This is a genomic window from Candidatus Magnetominusculus dajiuhuensis (assembly GCF_046044395.1).
Classification (GTDB): domain Bacteria; phylum Nitrospirota; class Thermodesulfovibrionia; order Thermodesulfovibrionales; family Magnetobacteriaceae; genus Magnetominusculus; species Magnetominusculus dajiuhuensis.
In genome coordinates this window covers 1-20,147 of the sequence record NZ_JBJUSG010000064.1, presented here as the reverse complement: position 1 = coordinate 20,147, position 20,147 = coordinate 1, and the positions used below count along the sequence as shown (strand labels likewise).

Genomic DNA, 20,147 nt, shown 5'->3' with positions numbered 1-20,147 from the left:
TTATGACATCTGCTACCCCCACTGTAAAGATGGGGTTTTCTTGACGCTTACATATTTTGAATTAGTCTGGCTCTGAAATAACAACAAAACGCATATAGTGCGTTTGCCCTGACTTGGGTATAAATATAATTGCAATCCCCGCGCTGGATTTCGTATCATATAGGGGTGATTGCAATAGTGGATTATGGGATGGGAAATCTGAAGAGTGTTGAGAAGGGTTTCCTAAAGAGCGGCGTTGCCGTTAAGGTGACAGAGCGCTCGGCGGATATACTTTCTGCCAGTGGCGTGGTGCTGCCCGGCGTTGGGGCGTTTAAGGACTGTATGGCAAACCTCGACAGGCTCGGCCTTATTGAGCCGATCTTAAAATCCATCAGGACAGGCAAACCGTTTCTTGGCATCTGTCTGGGGCTTCAGGCGCTTTTCACTGAGTCGGAGGAGTTTGGCCGATGCCCGGGGCTTGGCGTGTTTAAGGGAAGGGTGGCCAGATTCCCCGTCACGACGTTAAAGGTCCCGCACATGGGATGGAATAATGTCAAATTTAAGAATAAGCCGCCGATTTTTGATGGCATTGAGGACAATCGGTATTTTTATTTTGTACATTCGTATTATGTCGCGCCTGAGGACCCGGCCATAACCGCCGGCACTACGGACTACGGCATTGAGTTTACTTCCATGATATGGAAAGACAACGTCATTGCCACACAGTTTCATCCAGAGAAAAGCCAAAACTCCGGCCTCGAAGTCCTAAGAAACTTTGGCGCATTTGTCAAAAGAAACTAACTTATTTGGAATTACAACGTTTGGGCATTCGGCAACTTGAAATGGAGGACATACAATGGAAATGAATGTTCTGGTAGTTGATGACGATGAGATTATAATCAGGAGCTGCGAGGCTGTGCTGTCTGCTGAAGGGTTTAAGGTCACCGGCGTAACCAGCTCAAAGGATGCGATGGCCCTTATAGATGAGCGCGTCTTTGACCTCGTTATCACAGACCTCATAATGCCGACGATTGACGGCTTTGAACTTATTAAATGGATAAACGAAAACCACCAGTACACCAGAGTAATTGCCATGACAGGTTATTCCTCCAAGGCGGTGCTAAGAGACGCCATTGCCCTGGATATAGTGGATTTCCTGCCAAAACCCTTCTTCCCGCACACACTGACAGAAGCGGTGAAAAAGGCCGTCAGCACCCCTCCCAAAGTCCCCATGCCCACACAGGATGTGGAAACCTATGACAAGGGGAAATTAAAGGCTATTTTGCAGAAATATAAGAAAAGACCCGGCGCCCTGATTATGGTGTTGCAGGAGGCACAGGAACTTATTGGCTATCTCCCCGCCTCGGTACAAAAAATTATCGCCAAGACTATGAAAATCCCTGTGAGCGAGGTACACGCTGTGGTTTCTTTCTATTCATACTTCACGATGAAACCAATGGGGAAATATAACGTGCGCGTGTGCCAGGGGACGGCGTGTTATGTAAAAAGGGCAGACGAGATACTTGCAAAACTCAAAGACACTATGGGCATTAACGAGGGTGAAATTACCCATGACAGCCTCTTCTCGCTTGAGACCGTACGTTGTATCGGCGCTTGTGGACTGGCACCCGTGGTGCTAGTCGGTACGGATACATTCGGCGGCGTTGACCCCACTAAGGCAAACGAAATACTCAAAGATTATCATTGATAATGAGGAATTGGTAATGAGGAAAAGACTATGGAAAAAATGACAATAGACGCCCTGCACACGATTAAGGAAAACTACAAAAGCCGCCTCAGCGAAGGCAGGCTGATGTTATGCGGAGGCACAGGGTGCATAGCCGGTGGCAGCCTGAAAATAAAGGACGCCCTTGAGGCAAACCTGAAAGAAAAAGGCCTGAGCGATAAATATAAGGTAATCCTGACGGGCTGTAACGGGTTCTGTGCCCACGGCCCGCTGCTGCTTGTCCAGCCAGAGGGTATTTTTTATGAAAAACTAAAGCCCGGCGACGCCCCGCTCCTTGTTGAGGAACACCTTGTTGGGGGCCGTTTGCTGGAGAAGAACTTGTACAAGGACACAAAGACCCACGCCGCCCTGAAGGAGTTGAAAGACATCCCGTTTTTTAATCTCCAGATGCTTGGAGCGCTTAGAAACCGCGGCATGATAGACCCCGAAAACATTGAGGAATATATAGCCGTGGACGGCTACTTTGGGGCCGCTAAGGCGCTCAGAGAGATGGCCACCACAGAAATAATAAAAGAGGTAAGAGGCTCCGTGCTGCGGGGGCGTGGAGGGGCGGGTTTTATAACCGGCCTCAAGTGGGAGCTATGCTCACAGGCACAGGGAGATTTAAAGTATATCCTTTGTAATGGCGACGAGGGCGACCCGGGCGCCTTTATGGACAGAAGCATCATGGAGGCCGACCCCCATGTTGTACTGGAGGGTATGATAATAGCGGCCAAGGCCATTGGCGCTAGCCAGGGCTATATATACGTCAGGGCAGAGTACCCGCTGGCAGTGAGAAGGCTGCGTAAGGCAATAGACCAGGCCGTTGAGTACGGCCTCTTAGGGCAGGACATACTTGGGAGCGGTTTTAATCTTGACCTCGATATCTATCCGGGTGCCGGGGCCTTTGTCTGCGGTGAGGAAACTGCGCTGATGCGCTCAATAGAAGGCAAGCGAGGTTCGCCCATCCCCAGGCCGCCGTTTCCCGTCCACAAGGGTTTGTGGGAAAAACCTACTGTCCTCAATAACGTGGAGACATTTGCAAATATCCCGGCAATAATACGCAACGGCGCGGACTGGTTTAAGTCCCGTGGGACTGAGAAATCTACCGGAACGAAGGTCTTTGCCCTCACCGGAGCGGCGCTCAACACAGGGCTGATAGAGATACCCTTTGGGATTCCCCTCAGGACTATAATAGAGGACATCGGCGGAGGATTGAAACGCGGGAGGAGCTTTAAGGCCGTTCAGCTTGGCGGCCCGTCAGGGGGCTGCGTTCCCACTGAGTTTCTTGATATACCAGTCACCTATGAAGATATTATGAAGACCGGCGCAATAGTCGGCAGTGGTGGTATGGTCGTCCTTGACGATACAAACTGTATGGTCAACCTTGCAAGGTTTTTTCTTGATTTTACCGCCCACGAATCATGCGGCAAGTGTACGCCGTGCAGGGTAGGCACGAGGATTATGCTTCACCGCCTGCTTGATATAACCGAAGGCAGAGGGAAAGAGGGCGACATAGAACTCCTTGAAGACCTTGCCGACGATATCAAGTCTGCGTCCTTGTGCGGCCTCGGGCAAACCGCCCCAAACCCCGTGCTTTCCACAATCAGATATTTCAGAGCCGAATACGAGGCCCACATCAGGGACAAATGGTGTTTTGCGGGGGTCTGTAAAAACCTTTCGACTTTTTATGTTGACGAAAAGGCGTGTACGGGTTGCATGGCCTGCGCGCGGGCTTGCCAGGTAGAGGCGGTAGTGGGTGAAAAGAAAAAGCCCCACTCAATCAATCAGGAAAAGTGTGTGAAGTGCAGGTCTTGTTATAACGCCTGCAAGTTTGGGGCTGTTAAGATAGGCCCTGCCGAGATGTTTAGTGCGAAGGAGTTTGCGCGATGATAGAACTTACAATTGATGACATAAAAGTAAGAGTAGAGAAGGGCCTGACCATTTTGCAGGCGGCTATTGAGAATAATATCTACATACCGAGCATGTGCTGGGACCCGAAGCTCAAGCCCTACGGCGGTTGCAGGATGTGTCTCGTAGAGATAGAGGGGCAGCCACGCCCCCTTGCCTCGTGCTCATATCCCGCCGAAAACGGCATGATTATCAGGACAAATACCCCTAAGATTGCCAAACTCAGAAAGACAATGGTAGAGCTGCTTCTTATACATCATCCGCTGGATTGCCCTACATGCGACAAGGCCGGGCAGTGCAGCCTTCAGGACCTTGCCCATCAGTACGGTCCGTCTAATAACAGGATTCAGGAGGAGAAATATGCCGTTGCGAGGCACACCAGAAATCCATTTATTTCAAGAAATCAAAGCAAGTGTATCCTCTGCGGCAAGTGTGTCGCGGTGTGCTGGGAACATCAGGGCGTTGGGGCTATTAATTTTATAGGCAGGGGTTTTGAGACGGTGGTATCTCCGGCCTTTGAGGAGATGCTTGACTGTGAGTTTTGTGGGCAGTGTGTAGATATATGCCCGGTCGGGGCGCTGGGAAACAAACCATTTGAGCACAGTTTTAGCGCGTGGTTTCTTGAAAGCAGCGACAATATCTGTCCATATTGCAGCGTTGGATGCACAATCACACTGGATACGCGCGAGGGTAAGATTGTCAGGACGCAGGGCGTTGCCACAAAGGGCGTGAACAAGGGAGACCTCTGTGTTAAGGGCAGGTACGGCATGGATTTCATATACGCCGAAAACAGGCTGAAAAGACCCCTTGTCAGAAAAGACGGTGTGCTTGTAGAGACCACATGGGAAGACGCCATGCATATACTGACAGAGCGCCTGACAGACGTTATAAAGACAAAAGGGCCGGATAGAGTTGGCGTCATCGGCTCTCACAAGTTCTCAAACGAGAGCAACTACATGCTACAGGAGTTTGCGCGCAAGGTAATCGGCACAAACAACATAGATTCCGCATCCTGTTTCGGGTTTTCAAAAGTCCAGAAGACGGTGTCTCAGGCCTTTGGCCTGTCAAACCTGCCTATCAGGCTGGATGCCCCCATAGGCAAAGGGGCCATACTCGTGGTCGAGTCTGATATAACCTCCACACACCCTGTCTGGGGGTTAAAGTTTCTTGAGGCGAGAAAGAAAGGTGCTAAAATCCTTGTACTAGAGCCGCGCGAGACCAAACTCTCACGGCACAGCGATGTATGGCTGCGGGTAAGGCCGGGCACTTCCCATGCCCTGTTAAACGGCATCATGTACCTGGCCCTTGAGGGCGGTTACCACTTAAAAAACCACATGTCAACGGCAGCCGCTAACTTTTCGGAACTGGAAGAGCTTGTAAAGACCTATCCTCCTGAAATCGTGGCCAGTATTGCCGGAGTTGACAAGGACGAGTTTGTGGAAATGGCGAGGGTGTTTCTTGGTGCCGAGACCAGGATGATAGCCATGACACTTGGCTTTGTGGAGAACAGTAAGGGCCTGAACACTGCCCTTTCGGCGGCAAACCTTATTATGCTTACAGGCGATGGCCCGTCAGCCCTTCAGATGCCAGCCGGGTACGCCAATACCTTTGGCATGTGGCAGATGGGAATAACGCCGGACTATCTTCCCGGATACAAGAAAATCGAAGGAAGCACCGGGAAAAATCTCTATCAGATGCTCTACGGGGAGGACTCGCTTGATGCCCTATTTATAATGGGAGACGACCCTTTGGGCATCTGTCCTGACCTGAAGAAAGTGGAGGCGACGCTTAAGCGGTTGCAGTTGCTGATTGTGCAGGACATACGGCTCACAGACACGGCGCGCCTCGCCCATATCGTACTACCTGAGGCAAGCTGGGCTGAGAAGGAGGGCACATTCACAAACGCGGCTGGACTAAATCAAATCTCGGAGAAGATATCAGCCCCTTCGGGGGATTCCATAGCGGGCTGGCAGATTTTCAGAAACCTGACAAGGTATATGAATTTGCAGCCGTCTGTTGAGACCTATACCGCCCTGAAGGACTATCTGTCGGCTATGGTGATTGACCCTGGCAAGGAGAAATGGCAATACGTGCCGGTGCACTATGAAGAGAGTGAGGCCCCTGACAAGCGCTATCCGCTGATTATGGTAACCGGCAATCTGATGCAGCACTCGGGGGCACTTTCGGTGATGTCGAAAAATCTGACAGAGGCGTTTCCCGGTGCCTTTATACAGATAAACGACAAGGACGCCGCAAGACACAGCATAGCGGATGGCGGCATGGTGCGAGTGGAATCACGCCGCGGGGCAACTACGGTAAAGGTGGTAGTGACAGACGAGGTTACAGAGGGGATGATCTTCGCGCCGATTAATTTTGCAACCGCGAGATTAAATGAACTCACATACGGCTACGACGGGGGAGCAGCCCCATTGACGGCCGTGAGGGTATCGCCGGCGTGATTGAATCATCCTGAGTTTATCAAGGTCGAATCATCCTGATACCATGATACAGTCATAGGAGTAAGAATGTTTCTATAACAGAATGGCTGTTATCTGGAATGGTTGTACCTTTTCCCCCTTCGTATATTACATGTCAGGACCTGACACATATCTTTGCCGGAAAACAAAGAGCCGCCGCTGCCGGCCTTATACTTCAAAGAGTTTATTTTCTGCCGCATATGTCTCACCAAAATGATAAAGTCCTAAAGTAGCAAAGTAAAAATGTCCTAAAGAGAGGCTATACTAACCTGTTTGAGAAAGGAGGTGCAGATGGCCTGGAAGGATAGGATAGAGATGAGCATAAGGGATTTGAAGAGATTGAAGGCAGTGCAAGTGGCGATGGACAGGCGTATAACACAGAGAGAGGCGGCAGAGATGTTAGGAGTGAGCGAGAGGCAGATAAGACGGCTGATAAGATCAGTAAGGGATGTAGGGGCTGTGGGGATAGTCCACAAAGGGAGAGGCCGGGAGTCTAAGCGCAAGACGCCTGAAGATATCAGGGGAAAGGCGATAGAGATGTATGAGACAAAGTATAATGATTTTGGGCCGACGTTAGCGGCAGAGAAGCTGTTGGAGCATGACGGGATAGAGATAAGTGATGAGACGTTAAGGGGCTGGCTGATATGTGCAGGGCTATGGCAGAAGAGGAGAAAGAGGGCAGAGCACCGGAGGTGGAGGGAGCGCAAAGGGAGTTTTGGGGAGATGGTACAACTGGACGGCAGCCATCATGACTGGCTTGAAGGCAGAGGGCCTGAGTTAGTGTTGATGGGGTATATAGACGATGCGACAGGGAATGTCTACGGGCGGTTTTACGATTACGAGGGAACGATGCCAGCGATGGATAGTTTCAAGCGGTATGTGAAGCAATACGGAGTGCCTATGAGCGTTTACTCGGACAGGCATACGACATACAAATCCAACGGCAAGCTCACGCCGGAGGAAGAGCTTGAAGGGAAGACAAAGCCTCTGAGCCAGTTTGAGAGGGCGCTTGAAGAGCTTGGAGTTGAGCTGATACACGCATACTCACCACAGGCCAAAGGAAGAATAGAGAGGCTGTTCGGGGTGTTGCAAGACAGGCTGGTAAAGGAGATGCGTATAAGGGGAATAAAGTCTAAGGATGAGGCCAATGAGTTTTTGAAAGAATATTTTCCAAAGTACAACAAGCAGTTCAGGGTGTGTCCGGCAAATGAGACAGATGTGCATGTGAAGCCGCCAAGGAACTATAACCTTGATAAGCATCTCTGTATAAAGACGCCTCGTGTAATAAGTAACGACAACACTGTGTCTAACGGTACTCAGCTCTACCAGATTGAGGAGAAAACGAAGGAGAAGAATGTAGTTGTAGAGGATAGGGTTGACGGCTCTATGCGCATAACATGCGACGGTAAAAGTCTGAGGTATAGCAAGATAACCGTAAGGCCGATAAAGGAGAGAACCGCCGCAAGAAAGACAACCAGTCAACAAGCCCCTGCGGCAAAGGATCACCCGTGGAGAAAGAGCCTGAAGCAGCTTAAGAACAAATGGGTATGGGCTAATGCTCGTTAGAGACATCAACCAAGCCGCAATGAGACCGCGGCCTAAAAGAAAAGTATTGGTTAAAAGGCAAGGATTAACGGACCAAGGAATAGTGGAAAAAGGGACAATTAGCTGTGGATACCAGTCCGCTTATTATTAACTGAATAGGACATTTCTACTTTGGCAGGAATAGGACATTTTTATTTTGGCTTGACAATTTTCTGCCGCATATTGATATTTATTAATTAAAATGGTTAAAATAGACAAAAAGGGGAGGCTAATCATTATGGTTGTAAATGCAACTGCTGTTAAGACACGCTTTGGTAAATATCTTGAGGATTCTATCAAAGACCCCGTAACGATAGAGAAATCTGGTAGAAAGGTAGCCGTCTTGTTATCTATTGACGAGTACGAAAGATTAACCGCCATTGAAGACAGCTACTGGGCAAAAAAAGCGGCGGAGGCTGAAAATGAAGGCTACTTGACCCATGAAGAATCTATTAAAGCACTGAGAGCTAAGCCGTAACGTGCTAACCCTCCACATCACCAGACAAGTGAATAGCTTCCTTAGAACCCTCGACGCTAAGCAATACGCTCAAATAACGAGGAAAATTTTTGCACTATTGGACACTGGCACAGCCAATGATTCTAAGAAGCTGAAAGGTTGTGATTACTCAAGGGTGGACATAGGCGAATATCGCATAATCTACAAAGCAGAAAATAATTGCGTCTATGTACAGCTCATAGGTAAGCGCAACGACAGCGAAATCTAAAGTAGGGGATATAAGTTTACTTGTCATGCGCGAAATCCTGTGGCCACAGCAGGAGTCTTGGCGTGTTGAAAACATCTTTGTTTTTTCTATGCGTATGTGTGCCTTCCAATAACTGGACGCCTTTGAGACTGATACCTTCCCTTTCTTCATCATCATGAACCTCCTTGTTTCGGCCCATTATGACACCTGCTACTTCCCCTGTAAAGATGGGGTTTTCTTGACGCTTACGTTATAATAACTCAACGAGCGCACATAGGAAAAGCCGGTGACGATTAAAAAAACGATGACCCCTGACAAGCGTTGAACTACATCTTGAGAAGATGACACTTTATACACTTGATGTAAAACTTTTCTTTTGCTATAATAGCGCTTGGTGAGGATATAAATGTTGCTTAAAAAAGTCTCTGATGCCGCTCCTTCTGACGTCGCCGCCTCTATTGATATAACGCGCGGTGTCATAAAAAGCGGTTTTGGCTGAACATCGTCAAACAACCTGGTCGAGGTTAACCAGCTGAGGGGACTTTTTTTACCTATCTCTACCGTTTGTTGACGGGTTTAACAAGCTCAATCTCTCCTGAAGTCATTCCTTAGCGTTAAACAAAGGCCCTTGTTTTCTCTTGTGCGGCCTTGCCGTGCACTAAAAAAATGAGTAACGCGGAGGATTTATGTCAAAAGACTACAGAGATATGTGGAAAGGGCTTGGACTAAACATTGATGCCCACGACGGATTACTTTCAGTATTAACAAACGCTTACACTAATATCTATCTGTCACAAAAAGAACGCCCAAAGGGAATGTCGTATTTCGATTTTGTCATATCCGAGGTACACGGCCTGAGAATCGAGGAACTGCTCAACGCAAAGGCCCAGGGCAAAAAGATAATTGGCACGTTTTGTATATTTGTCCCTGAGGAGCTTATACTGGCGGTTGATGGCGTATGTATCGGGCTTTGTTCCGGTGCCGACGTAGGAAGTGACAGCGCTGAGACACATATACCACGAAACACATGCGCGTTGATTAAGTCTTTCATCGGGTTTAAGCTGAGCGGCATTTGTCCTTACGTCGAAACGGCTGACCTCATAGTTGGGGAGACCACCTGCGACGGCAAGAAAAAGGCATACGAGGCCTTTGACAAAATAACCGGTAAGGTCTATGTCATGGAAGTCCCAAATAAAAAGAGCGAAAGCGACATGCGGCTCTGGAAACAGGAAATAAGGCAATTCGCCGAAAAACTTCAGGAGGTTGCCTCAAGGCAGATTACTCTGGAAAAACTGAGAGAGGCCGTCAGGGTTGTCAACGAAAAAAGAGCCGCTCTGCAAAGATTGTCGAAGCTGAGGGGCAGCGCCCCTGCCCCTATATCGGGGTTGGACGCGCTCCTGATAAATCAGATTTCCTTTTTTGACGACCCCGTTCGCTTCACCGCTAAACTAAACGAATTGTGCGATGAACTTGAGCTGAGGGTAAAAGAGGGCAGAGGCGTTGCCCCGGCGGGGGTGCCAAGGATAATGATAGCAGGGTCGCCTATGGCTATTCCAAACTGGAAATTACATGCCGTTATTGAGGCCGCGGGCGCGGTAGTCGTCGGTGAGGAGTCGTGCGTTGGTGAGAGAAACTACAGGACGCTTCTTGATGACAAATTCGATTCCGTTGACCAGGCCCTCGAAATGATAGCCGAAAGGTATCTGACGATAGACTGCGCGTGTTTCACCCCTAATGATGACCGTCTGGACAATATCATCAGTATGGCGGGAAAATTGAGGGCAGACGGCGTTATCCACTACTCCCTGCTGTTTTGCACTATTTACATGATGGAATCATATAAGGTGCAGACCTCACTGAAGGAAAAGGAGATACCGTTTTTGCGTATTGAAACCGATTATTCGTCAGAGGATATGGGACAGTTAAAGACGCGTGTCGAGGCGTTTCTTGAGATGATAAAGGGGGCGTAAGCGGTTGAAAAGAGGCGGCATTGATATCGGCTCCAGGTTTGTAAAATACGTCGTATTAAACGATGGCGGCACGACATCTTTCTATAAATCGGAGACCGGCCATAATCCGCTGTCGGTGTGCAAGCGGTTAATCAGTTCAGACAGGCCTGACAAGCTCACGGCAACCGGCTACGGCAGACACCTGATGGAGGTATTGGACGACACTCAAACAATAACCGAGATAAAGGCGGTGGCAAGGGGCGCCAAAGAAGTCTTCCCTCGCTGCCGCACCGTCATTGACATAGGAGGGCAGGACACAAAGGTGGTAAGTTTACGGGCTGACGGCAGGGTCCTTGCATTTGAGATGAACGACCGGTGTGCCGCAGGCACGGGAAGGTTTATGGAGATAATGGCAAAGGCGCTCGGTTACGCGATAAGCGATTTCGGGCAGGACTGCGTGGCAGACAATGACGGCAATATCACCATCAACAGCATGTGTACGGTGTTTGCCGAATCAGAAGTAGTCAGCCTTATAAATAAGGGGGTAGGGCGGGAACAGATTTCCCGCTCTCTCCACTTATCAATTGCTCAGAAGGTTATCGCACTGGCAAAGCGGGTTGAGGTCAACGAGGACATTGTATTTGCCGGAGGATGCGCGAAAAACCGGCGGCTGATTAGTATACTTGAGGATTCTTTTCAGAAGGCAATATTCGTAAGTGAATCCCCCGATATGCTTGCCGCATTGGGGGCGGCGCTCTACTGACGATTAATACAAAAATGCGGCCATATAAAAAATTATTTTTTCCTCTCGTTAATTATATTCGGAAGCGGGTATAATATGGTTTTACGATTTCTGAACTAACATGAATATAGCTAGAGGGCTGTTTGGGATTATAACGATTTGCCTTGTTGTATGGGCGATGAGCGAAAACAGGGGTGGGGTAAGGCTCAAACCTGTTATAACGGGGCTTTTATTTCAGATAGCAATGGCGTTTCTGGTGTTAAAAATATCGGTTATCAGGAGTTTTTTTCTATTTTTGAATGAGGCCGTAATGGTGCTGGAGAAATCCACTCTGGCCGGTACGTCGGTGGTTTTTGGGTATCTGGGCGGGGGCAAGCTCCCCTTTGAGGAGAAAATTCATGGCGGGTCGTTTATCTTCGCGTTTCAGTCGCTGCCGATGGTGCTTGTTATCAGTGCCGTGTCGGCGTTATTGTTTTACCTCAGGGTGCTTCCATACATAGTCAGGGGGTTTTCTTTTGTGCTGCAAAAGGTAATGAAGATTGGGGGGGCGGTAGGGTTGTGCGCCTCGGCCACAGTATTTGTCGGCATGGTGGAGGCCCCTCTCTTTATTAAACCGTACCTGAAGAGACTATCGCGCGGTGAAATCTTTGCCGTGATGACAGTCGGTATGGCAACGATTGCGGGGACTGTGATGGTGCTGTATGCCAGTATATTAAGCGTGGTGCTGCCGGATGCTATGGCTCATATCCTGCTTCATTCAATAATAAGTGCCCCTGCGGCGCTGGTTTGCGCTATGCTGATGGTGCCGCCAACGGGCAGGATTGAAACGGGTGAAGTTGTCCCGCCACACATATACAAGAGCGCTCTGGATGCAATCGTAAGGGGTACCGCGGATGGCATAGAGCTGCTGATAAGTATAATAGCCATGCTTATTGTCTTTGTCGCATTAGTGTTTTTAGTCAATTACGGACTTGCAACACTGCCTGACATTTATGGCAAGCCCGTTACGCTTCAGCGTATTATGGGGGTAATTATGTCCCCTGTTGTTTGGGCGATAGGGATACCATGGACGGAGGCTCAGGCCGCGGGTGCCTTGATGGGGACAAAGACGATATTAAACGAGTTTGTTGCTTACATAGAACTCGCCAATCTTCCAAAAGGAGTGTTAAGCCAAAGAAGCACCATAATAATGCTTTATGCTATGTGCGGATTTGCAAACCCTGGCAGTCTTGGAATTTTAATAGCCGGGCTTGGCACGATGGCGCCGGAAAAGAAGGATGAGGTCGTATCGCTTGGGTTTAAATCAATAATAACCGGTACGGCCGCATCATGTATGACAGGAGCTGTTATTGGTATGTTTTATTGAACAAAACACAATGAAAGAGACCCCTGCCACGCGGCTGTGATTATAATCACTGCCCCGCGAAACCTCTGGACAATTCTGCATTTAAAATGCATAATATCCTCATGTGGATAAAGAGAGACGCTGAGGACTTAATCCGAGGGCTTGGTAATCAGTTTCCCGTGGTCTTTGTTACCGGCGCACGGCAGGTAGGGAAGACCAGTATCCTAACACATCTTTTCCCTGATTTTGCCTATGTCACTCTGGATGACCCCGCTATGGCGGAAGAGGCGGTGAACGCGCCGCAGGATTTCTTAAATTCTTTGAAGCTGCCGTCCATTATAGATGAGGCACAATATGCGCCGGAACTATTCAGGCATATCAAGCTCATCGTTGACAAGGCAAAACTGCGTGGACAGTTCTTCCTAACAGGGTCGCAGAGTTTTCCGCTTATGCAAAATCTCTCTGAAAGCCTGTCCGGACGCTCTGCAATAGTAAATCTCCAGCCACTGTCCGCTCATGAACTATCCAATGCCGGCCTGCTTACTTCTATCGGGGATTATATAAGCGCCGGGGGCTTCCCGGCTCTCTACGCGGATAATGGTATTGACCGGAAGTATTGGTATCCTTCATATATATCGACCTATCTTGAGAGGGATGTCAGGAATATCATGCATGTCGGCAGTTTGCGGGACTTTAATCGTTTTCTCCGCGCTGCGGCAGTCAGGACGGCGCAAACCCTGTCCTTTGCCGATCTCTCAAGGGATGTTGGGGTATCCCCCAATACCATAAAAGTGTGGATTTCGGTTCTTGAGGCGTCGCATATTATATATCTGCTTGAACCATATCACAGAAGTCTTGGGAAGAGGCTTGTTAAGTCGCCAAAACTCTTTTTTCTTGACACAGGGCTTGCCGCTCACCTTATGGGGCTTTATTCTTGGCACGAGATAACCAATTCCCACATGTCAGGGGCGCTATGGGAGACTTACGCGTTCAACCAGATACAGCGCCGCCTGCTTTCTCAGGGGATTAATAATCCACCGATTTACTACTGGCGAACAAAGGGTGGCAGGGAGGTAGATTTTATCGTTGAAAAAGGAGGCCGGTTCATAAATATTGAGGCCAAAATGACAGGCTCGCCAACTTCTGATACGGCAAAGGGTTTTAGCCACTTTAAAGATTACTATGGAGCGGATGCCGTGTTAAAAGAGTTCATAATCTGCCGGGTTAGTAAAGATTACGCGATAGGAAAAGGAGTTAAGGCAATCACAGGGGTTGACATTGAATTATGATTTGCGGGCAGAGGCATATCTAATGAATGCCAGCCCTATACTACCCGATATTTTTGACACTCACAAAAAAAGTATGGAAAGAGTTTGCTCAATAGCGTTATAATTCTATATATGGACTGGAGGTGGCTATGTCTGTTAAAGATACGATTAAAAGCGAGATAGATAAGCTGCCTGAGAATCTTCTGGCAGAAGTTTTTGACTATATTCGATTTATTGAAATGAAAAAGGAAAAAACTCTTCTCACTCAAGCTTATCAGGAGCTGTCAAGTCCTGTATTTGACAAAGTCTGGAATAATGATGAGGATGCTGTTTATGACAGCCTGTGAAAGGGGAGATGTCGTTCTTGTTCCTTTCCCCTTTAGCAGCCACAGTGTTCTTAAGAAACGGCCTGCGGTAATCATAAGCTCAAATATCTACAATAATATCTCTTCGGATGTCGTTATCATGGCAGTTACGAGCCAAACAGGGAAGACCAGTGGAATCGGACAATGTCTTATTACAAATTGGCATGAGGCCGGTTTGTTAAAACCATCGTCCATAAAGACAGCGATCTCAACGATTGATAGATCATTAATTTTAAAGAGATTGGGAAAGCTATCTGAAAATGATATTCTATCAATGGAAAACTCACTAAAAGAGCTCCTTGATTTAAAATAGACTTGGTATGCTGAGACAAATATTTGTTTAAAGCATACCGAGGTCACTCAACTTTCATTATCGGCTTTAGTAGTCTCCCGATTTCTGCTGATGGGCTGATGCCCAATTGTGTCTCAAATGTGCGCTTACACTTGTTATATAGGGCAATGGCCTCCGGCTTCAAACCTGCCTTCAGATAAAATGTGATAGTGCGCCTGTAACACTCCTCCCTAAGGTTGTCCGCCTCTATGGCTGATTTATAACACTCTATGCCTTTGTCCCAATCACTTAAACCCCCGTAGAATGTCCCGGCCTTGCAGCAGAGATTGACGAACTCATCCTTCAATTGTTCCCTGTAATGTTCGGCCCACGGCTGGTCTTGCTCGCCCGGAAGGAAGCCGCCTTTATATATTGTTGATGCTCTATTGTATAGCTCATATATTTTTTGTCCTGCGTCCGGTAACGCTATCTGATGTTTAAAGTCATCAATAATATCACGTAATGCCCACTCGTCTATCCAGCAGTGGTCGGGATTAATAGATACATGATTGTCAGTTGAGATAATTATATCGTAATCGGTGCTGAGGATTTTTCTAAGGCGATGGAGTGTTGTGCGAAAAGATGTTGCCGCCGCATCGCCGTCCGCGTCTGGCCATATGGCGTCAGACAACTGCGTAGTGCCGACTTCTTTTCCTCCAAGGGCTATGACTGCCTTTAGAATCTCAAGTGGTTTCTTCTGCGTCTTGCCAGAGAATTTTACAGGCTTGCCGTCTATTTCTATCGCGAATCTTCCCAGTGTATAGATTCTTACCGGATAAGGCCAGTTATCATGCTTATAATCTCCGGGGGTAATTTCATGATTCCTTATCATTTGTTTAATGAAATCCGGCTCAATATTCCTTTCGAGGGCGGCTTTGCATAAACGTTCCGTGGAACTTTGCAGGAAAAATGTAAAACTATGCCCGGTTGTCTTTGAAATGGCGATACCTTTTGTAATATTTTCTACGAATTGTTCTTCATTTTTTTCGGACAGCGCTATTAGTGCCTCAAGCATTGGGCAGTTATAAGTGGTAAGTATACTTCCGGTAGAAACGCCGAGATTTAAGCTCTCTTTGATATGACGCCTCGCCTCTGTGTAATGTCCGGCTTCTGCTAATACATATGCCTCAATGTATTCCATAATTCCAAGCTGTAAAGGGGCACCTAATTCTGCAGCTAACTTAGTATTTACTTCAGCGTGATCAATCGCCGATTGATAGTTGCCACGGCTGAGTGCTAAAAGTGAAGCCATGTTATGATAGTAAATGCGCGCATAACACTGTATGTTGCCTATAAAAGATTCCATTTTCTTAAAATATTCTTCTGCCATCTCATGATTGCCAATAGGGAGTGAATTATAAATGCCAGTCCCGCAAAGCATTGAATCTATCATGTGTAGGTCGTATTCTTGTGCAAGTTTTAACCCCTCTTCTATAGTCTTTAGACCCTGTTTATAAGAGGCGCAATAAAAAATATATAACGCCTTAGATCTATAAAACATTAATCTTGGCAAAACATGTCCCTCTGTTTTTTCAATAACTGGAGACAGCATTACTACTACAACACTGGCCTTATAAATTCTACCAGTCCAGAGATAGTATAAAATCATGATATGCCCAAGAGACACAAGCTGCATAATATTTTGGGAACCGCGTAATATCCCCAACGCCTCCTCCTCCCAGTAAAGCATGTTGGGATGATTTGGCTGCTGGAACACCAGCGCCGAGAATACGCTTATAGTTATGCGGTTTCTAAGCTCTGATGAAATAAGCGGCGTGGATGCAATATCATACCGTTTCGCCATTATATCGAATTCACCGATCCAATTATCCAGAGGGTGAAAATCCTTCCATTCATAAATATACGTATCAATAACGGCACAAAACGCTGAAAACAAACCTTCCGGGTCATTCATCAATTTGAATTGTGCGTACGCAGCCTCAAGACTTTCACGCGCTATCGCTGGATTGGTTTGCAGCTTGGTCATGCCTTTCCAATAAAGCAGCCACGGCCGGTCTTTGATAAAATCGTCGGGAATCGCGGCAAACCATTTCTTCAAGATAGCACCTCGGCCCTGGGCAATCATCGGTGCGGTGTGTTTGAGCATTATGGACGATAGTTTTTCAATATCAGAGGTGTCTATGCATAGTTGGGCGGCTGCCTCGAAATGGCCGTTTTCCTCTAATATGTCCACGGCCCGACGCGCTATCTCAGCTTCGCGCTCCCTTGTGAAGTGTGCCTTGGCACGGGTGAGTAAAAAGTCATGGAAAAGGTCGTGATACTGGAACATAACTCCGCTGTCTGTAAGTTTTTTGGTAATAAAATACTGGCGGTATTTTTTCGATAATATTCTATGGGTCTGCCCGCATCCGGTTAATCTCTCCGCCATAGGGATGCTGAATTCCCTAAGATACGCGGTCTTAAGCAGGCACTCCCGCTCGATGGGTTCGGTATTTTCTAATATCTCACTGGCAAAGTAGTCAAATATCGTCTCATTCACGCCCGTGCTTTCAAAATGGGTAATAAAAGACGCAAGGTCTCCTCTTTCGATCGCCAAAGTAAGGCCAGCCGCCCATCCATCCATCTTTTTGTGAAGCTGCCTGATTATATCATCCGGCACCTCGGCCTTCGTAGAAGCCTTGACCAACTTTGAAGTATCGTCAAGGGTAAAGAGTAAATCATTCCATTCGATAAGGCCTAAAGCATCGTTTCTTCTAATTTCTGCATACTCAATCGGAGGCTCACCCCTGCTTATTACAACAGCGGCAAATTCCTCCGGCATCAGGGGAAAAAGTCCTCTCGCTATCACGTCATGAACTATCGAATCAGCGGGGGCGTTCTGATAATTGTCGAAAACGATTACAAACGGTGCGTGGGTTGCATTTGAATCGTGGCCGTCCACCTCTGCGAATAACTCTTTAAAATATCTCGCGGCGAAGCCCTGTACGTTATTGAAATATGCGGAGGTAAACTCCGGCAGCGTTATTTGTTTCTTTTTATGTGGTAGCATTGAAACGGCAAGGCTCATGTAATAGAAAAAAGAGGCCGCGTCAATGTCCATTTCATCCATATGGTACCAGATAAAGGGGTTGCCGCGATTTTTGAGATAGCTTGCGGCCAATGTGGTCTTCCCTGAGCCGCCCGGGGCCGAAACCCATACGACCCGCTTTTGCAGGGACTTGTCTATGGTGTGAAAACACGACTCCCGCTCTATAACCCTGTCAAGGTCAGGAGCCGTTATCTTCGATAATACTGCCGCCGCCACTGCTTATGATTCCTTATGGATTAATATTTTGAGTCTTGTCTTAAAACAACTTATACGACAACCTCGCGTAAGCTGTATAGCCCTGAGCGGTATTTCTGGCGTCAAAATCGGCAAGCCCAACCACGAGTGCGCTGAATTTCCCTGATATCCACATAATTGACGGCCCGGCCTGATAAAGCCGCACGGCCGTGCTGGCGATCTTTTCTCCGTCAACATGACTATCCGACCCGAATGTGGCGTTCAGGTGCGCCCCCAAAAGCAAGTCCGGTCTTACAAAATAACCTGTGTAGCCCTCGACTATCATCTCATTTCCAGCCCTTGTACCAGTGTCTTTGTTTTCCGTGTACATATTGTACTTGAAGGTAAGCTCCATGTCAAGGCCGCCTATTTGTTTGGCTACGCCCACGGTTGGCCTGAACTTCCACACGTTTTGACCCATGTTTGCAGCCCTGTTCTTATTGTAATCGCCCGTCGGGAAGTCGAAGTAAGAGCCGGCGGCAATATAAGTCCCGGAGGACGGGTCGTCAACAAGCCAGTAACCGGCAAGGAATGTCGTATCGCCTATACCGGTATTTGAATTGCCCGAAAGCTCTGTTTTGCCGACGGGAAGTATCCCGGTTAAGATAATCGTATTGCCAAAAAGGGATTTATTATAGTAAGTAATCCTTTCGGATGCCTGGTAGAGCTTTGCGCCAAGATTGTTTGAGGCTACATCGCCGGTATTGTCCTTGAGCTTTGACGCCGAATAAAATATGGGATATACAGTAAGGTATATCTCATTTGGACCATTTACCCCACCCACATTGTTCTCAAAAGGATCCACTGCCTGACAATCAATCGCAGCCAACATTGTTATAAGTATGATACCCATGACAAGAACCATTTTAAAACCCTTCACTTTCAAATCCTCCAGTTATAAATGATTATAAACCGTCTCGCGGCTTCTTCTGTGTATATCTCAATTGCCGGTTTCGATTTCCCTAAGAAAACCACTGACGGCCTTTAAATATGCCTCTGTTTCCTCGAGGTGAGCCATGTGGGAGGATTCATTAAAGACTACTGAGCGCGCCCCCGGTATCTTATTGTTATAAAATGTTACTTTGTTAAAGTCAGGATTAACGCATTCGTGAGCGCCCCATGTTAAAAGAACCGGAACATTAATATCACCCAGCTTGTTGGTTATGTCGTAGCTTCTAAGAACCCCGGTGAAGTTAAAAATACTTTGGCCTATCATATGATTATAGAAGGCAATATTTTGTTTTCCAATGCTTTTGTATAGACAGTCAGGCCACGGATCTAAACGGCAATAAGAACATTTATATAAGGCCATTGACGCTGTCTCAAACTGCTCTTTGTTGAATTTCTCAGAAGCAGATTTGTCCGTACCGCTTGCCGAACGGAGAACGCTGCGGTACTCATCCGGCATTGAAGCAATGGCGCTCTTAATATCGTCATAAAATCGCTGACCGTTAAGCATTGAACTGGCAAGTATCAGACTTGTTATCGCTTCACACCTGGCCTCAAGCAGGCAGGATACGACAATTGCACCGGCGAATGAATGCCCTAACGCGTGGCAGCGTTTCAGCTTGAGCGCCTCGCATACCTGTTTAAGCTCGCGGCCCAAATATTCGACGTTCCACCTCGACGGGGCATCGCTCTTACTGGAGTCCCCGCAGTCTGTTTGGTCATAGAAGATAACAGGGCGCTCATCTGCAAGTCCATTCAATGGTTCCATGTAGTCATGGGAAAACCCCGGGCCGCCATGAACCACGACAAGCGGGATGCCACTGGTATCCGCCCCGTATATCTTATACCATATCTTACCGCCGCCAATATCAAGAAAACCCTCTTCTGTCCTCATTCCACACCCTCCCAAGATAATGTATGTATTCAAAACACACTAAAACGGCATTATAGCATATCAGCACTTACATATCACTTACATATTGCTTACAGATAGATATTTTTAAGAATAAATTTCGGAATTTAAGAAAAATATTTCAGCGGCAGCTAAAACTCTGCGACATTTCTAACTGAACTTTCGCAACCTAACTGAACTCTCGCACCAAGGAATAGTGACTTTACTCTTAGTCCGCCTTACCCTTAGTGTCTGTCATTCCGGCCTCATTTTGTCATTCCGGCTTGTCCGGAATCCGTCCTTGTATCTCAGAATAGGCAAAATCATCATGAAACAGCCACTTAAGTGAGGATTCCGGACAAGCCGGAATGACGACAAGGCAAGCCTATCTGTGACAATTTATTGTAGTGGAGTGTGAAGAAAAACATTTCAGCGGCGGCTAAAACTCTGCGACATTTCTAACTGAACTTTCGCACCAAGGAATAGTGACTTTACCCTTAGTCCGCCTTACCCTTAGTGTCTGTCATTCCGGCTTCATTTTGTCATTCCGGCTTGTCCGGAATCTTCTTTGGCTTGAGAATGTGTAGAGGCAGATTCCGGACAACAGACTGTGTCACAATAGTAAAGCAGCCCCCCCCCCCGG

The 20,147-nt window shown here is 47.5% G+C and carries 16 protein-coding genes; 12 read left to right on the top strand and 4 right to left on the bottom strand.

Annotated elements, in window-relative coordinates:
- Positions 1-165 precede the first annotated feature (165 nt).
- From hisH to AB7D94_RS09950, 6 genes are all read left to right on the top strand, one after another.
- A complete protein-coding gene (hisH, locus tag AB7D94_RS09975) occupies positions 166-780 on the top strand; it encodes an imidazole glycerol phosphate synthase subunit HisH (RefSeq protein ID WP_420265686.1) in 615 nt (204 codons plus the stop codon).
- Positions 781-835: 55 nt separating this feature from the next.
- Entirely contained in the window at positions 836-1,687 is an 852-nt protein-coding gene (locus tag AB7D94_RS09970) for an NAD(P)H-dependent oxidoreductase subunit E (protein WP_420265685.1), read from the top strand.
- 30 nt (positions 1,688-1,717) lie between these two features.
- Positions 1,718-3,598, top strand: a complete 1,881-nt coding sequence (locus AB7D94_RS09965) for an NADH-ubiquinone oxidoreductase-F iron-sulfur binding region domain-containing protein (RefSeq protein ID WP_420265684.1) — start codon at positions 1,718-1,720, stop codon at positions 3,596-3,598.
- Positions 3,595-6,075, top strand: a complete 2,481-nt coding sequence (locus AB7D94_RS09960) for a molybdopterin-dependent oxidoreductase (protein WP_420265683.1) — start codon at positions 3,595-3,597, stop codon at positions 6,073-6,075. Before AB7D94_RS09965 ends, AB7D94_RS09960 begins: the two co-directional genes overlap by 4 nt.
- A gap of 309 nt (positions 6,076-6,384) precedes the next feature.
- Positions 6,385-7,659 carry an ISNCY family transposase gene (locus AB7D94_RS09955; RefSeq protein WP_420265682.1) on the top strand — a complete coding sequence of 425 codons (1,275 nt, stop codon included), beginning with the start codon at positions 6,385-6,387 and terminating at the stop codon, positions 7,657-7,659.
- 256 nt (positions 7,660-7,915) lie between these two features.
- Positions 7,916-8,155: a type II toxin-antitoxin system Phd/YefM family antitoxin gene (locus AB7D94_RS09950; protein WP_420265681.1), complete on the top strand. Its 240-nt coding sequence runs from the start codon at positions 7,916-7,918 to the stop codon at positions 8,153-8,155.
- A gap of 148 nt (positions 8,156-8,303) precedes the next feature.
- Here AB7D94_RS09950 and AB7D94_RS09945 read toward each other — a convergent pair whose 3' ends face one another.
- Positions 8,304-8,558, bottom strand: coding sequence for a hypothetical protein (locus tag AB7D94_RS09945; RefSeq protein WP_420265680.1), 255 nt, complete (start codon positions 8,556-8,558; stop codon positions 8,304-8,306).
- A gap of 509 nt (positions 8,559-9,067) precedes the next feature.
- Here AB7D94_RS09945 and AB7D94_RS09940 point away from each other — a divergent pair.
- The 6 genes from AB7D94_RS09940 to AB7D94_RS09915 all read left to right on the top strand — a co-directional run bounded on the left by AB7D94_RS09940 (position 9,068) and on the right by AB7D94_RS09915 (position 14,363).
- Complete coding sequence (locus AB7D94_RS09940) at positions 9,068-10,351, top strand: double-cubane-cluster-containing anaerobic reductase (RefSeq protein WP_420265679.1); 1,284 nt, start codon at positions 9,068-9,070, stop codon at positions 10,349-10,351.
- Positions 10,352-10,355: 4 nt separating this feature from the next.
- Positions 10,356-11,093 (top strand): acyl-CoA dehydratase activase, encoded by a 738-nt coding sequence (locus tag AB7D94_RS09935; protein WP_420265678.1) that lies wholly within the window; start codon positions 10,356-10,358, stop codon positions 11,091-11,093.
- A 100-nt stretch (positions 11,094-11,193) separates the two neighbouring features.
- Positions 11,194-12,438, top strand: a complete 1,245-nt coding sequence (locus AB7D94_RS09930) for a NupC/NupG family nucleoside CNT transporter (RefSeq protein ID WP_420265677.1) — start codon at positions 11,194-11,196, stop codon at positions 12,436-12,438.
- A gap of 101 nt (positions 12,439-12,539) precedes the next feature.
- Positions 12,540-13,706 carry an ATP-binding protein gene (locus AB7D94_RS09925; RefSeq protein WP_420265676.1) on the top strand — a complete coding sequence of 389 codons (1,167 nt, stop codon included), beginning with the start codon at positions 12,540-12,542 and terminating at the stop codon, positions 13,704-13,706.
- 128 nt (positions 13,707-13,834) lie between these two features.
- Positions 13,835-14,032, top strand: coding sequence for a toxin-antitoxin system, antitoxin component, Xre family protein (locus AB7D94_RS09920; RefSeq protein ID WP_420265675.1), 198 nt, complete (start codon positions 13,835-13,837; stop codon positions 14,030-14,032).
- Positions 14,019-14,363 (top strand): type II toxin-antitoxin system PemK/MazF family toxin, encoded by a 345-nt coding sequence (locus AB7D94_RS09915; protein ID WP_420265674.1) that lies wholly within the window; start codon positions 14,019-14,021, stop codon positions 14,361-14,363. The genes AB7D94_RS09920 and AB7D94_RS09915 overlap by 14 nt, the downstream gene beginning before the upstream one ends.
- A 43-nt stretch (positions 14,364-14,406) precedes the next feature.
- Here the strand turns inward: AB7D94_RS09915 and AB7D94_RS09910 are convergent, their stop codons facing one another.
- From AB7D94_RS09910 to AB7D94_RS09900, 3 genes are read right to left on the bottom strand one after another with little or no spacing between them, the layout of a single operon-like run.
- Positions 14,407-17,646 carry an AfsR/SARP family transcriptional regulator gene (locus AB7D94_RS09910; RefSeq protein ID WP_420265673.1) on the bottom strand — a complete coding sequence of 1,080 codons (3,240 nt, stop codon included), beginning with the start codon at positions 17,644-17,646 and terminating at the stop codon, positions 14,407-14,409.
- A 40-nt stretch (positions 17,647-17,686) separates the two neighbouring features.
- A complete protein-coding gene (locus AB7D94_RS09905) occupies positions 17,687-18,544 on the bottom strand; it encodes a SphA family protein (RefSeq protein ID WP_420265672.1) in 858 nt (285 codons plus the stop codon).
- 60 nt (positions 18,545-18,604) lie between these two features.
- Positions 18,605-19,507 (bottom strand): proline iminopeptidase-family hydrolase, encoded by a 903-nt coding sequence (locus AB7D94_RS09900; RefSeq protein WP_420265671.1) that lies wholly within the window; start codon positions 19,505-19,507, stop codon positions 18,605-18,607.
- Positions 19,508-20,147: the final 640 nt, after the last annotated feature.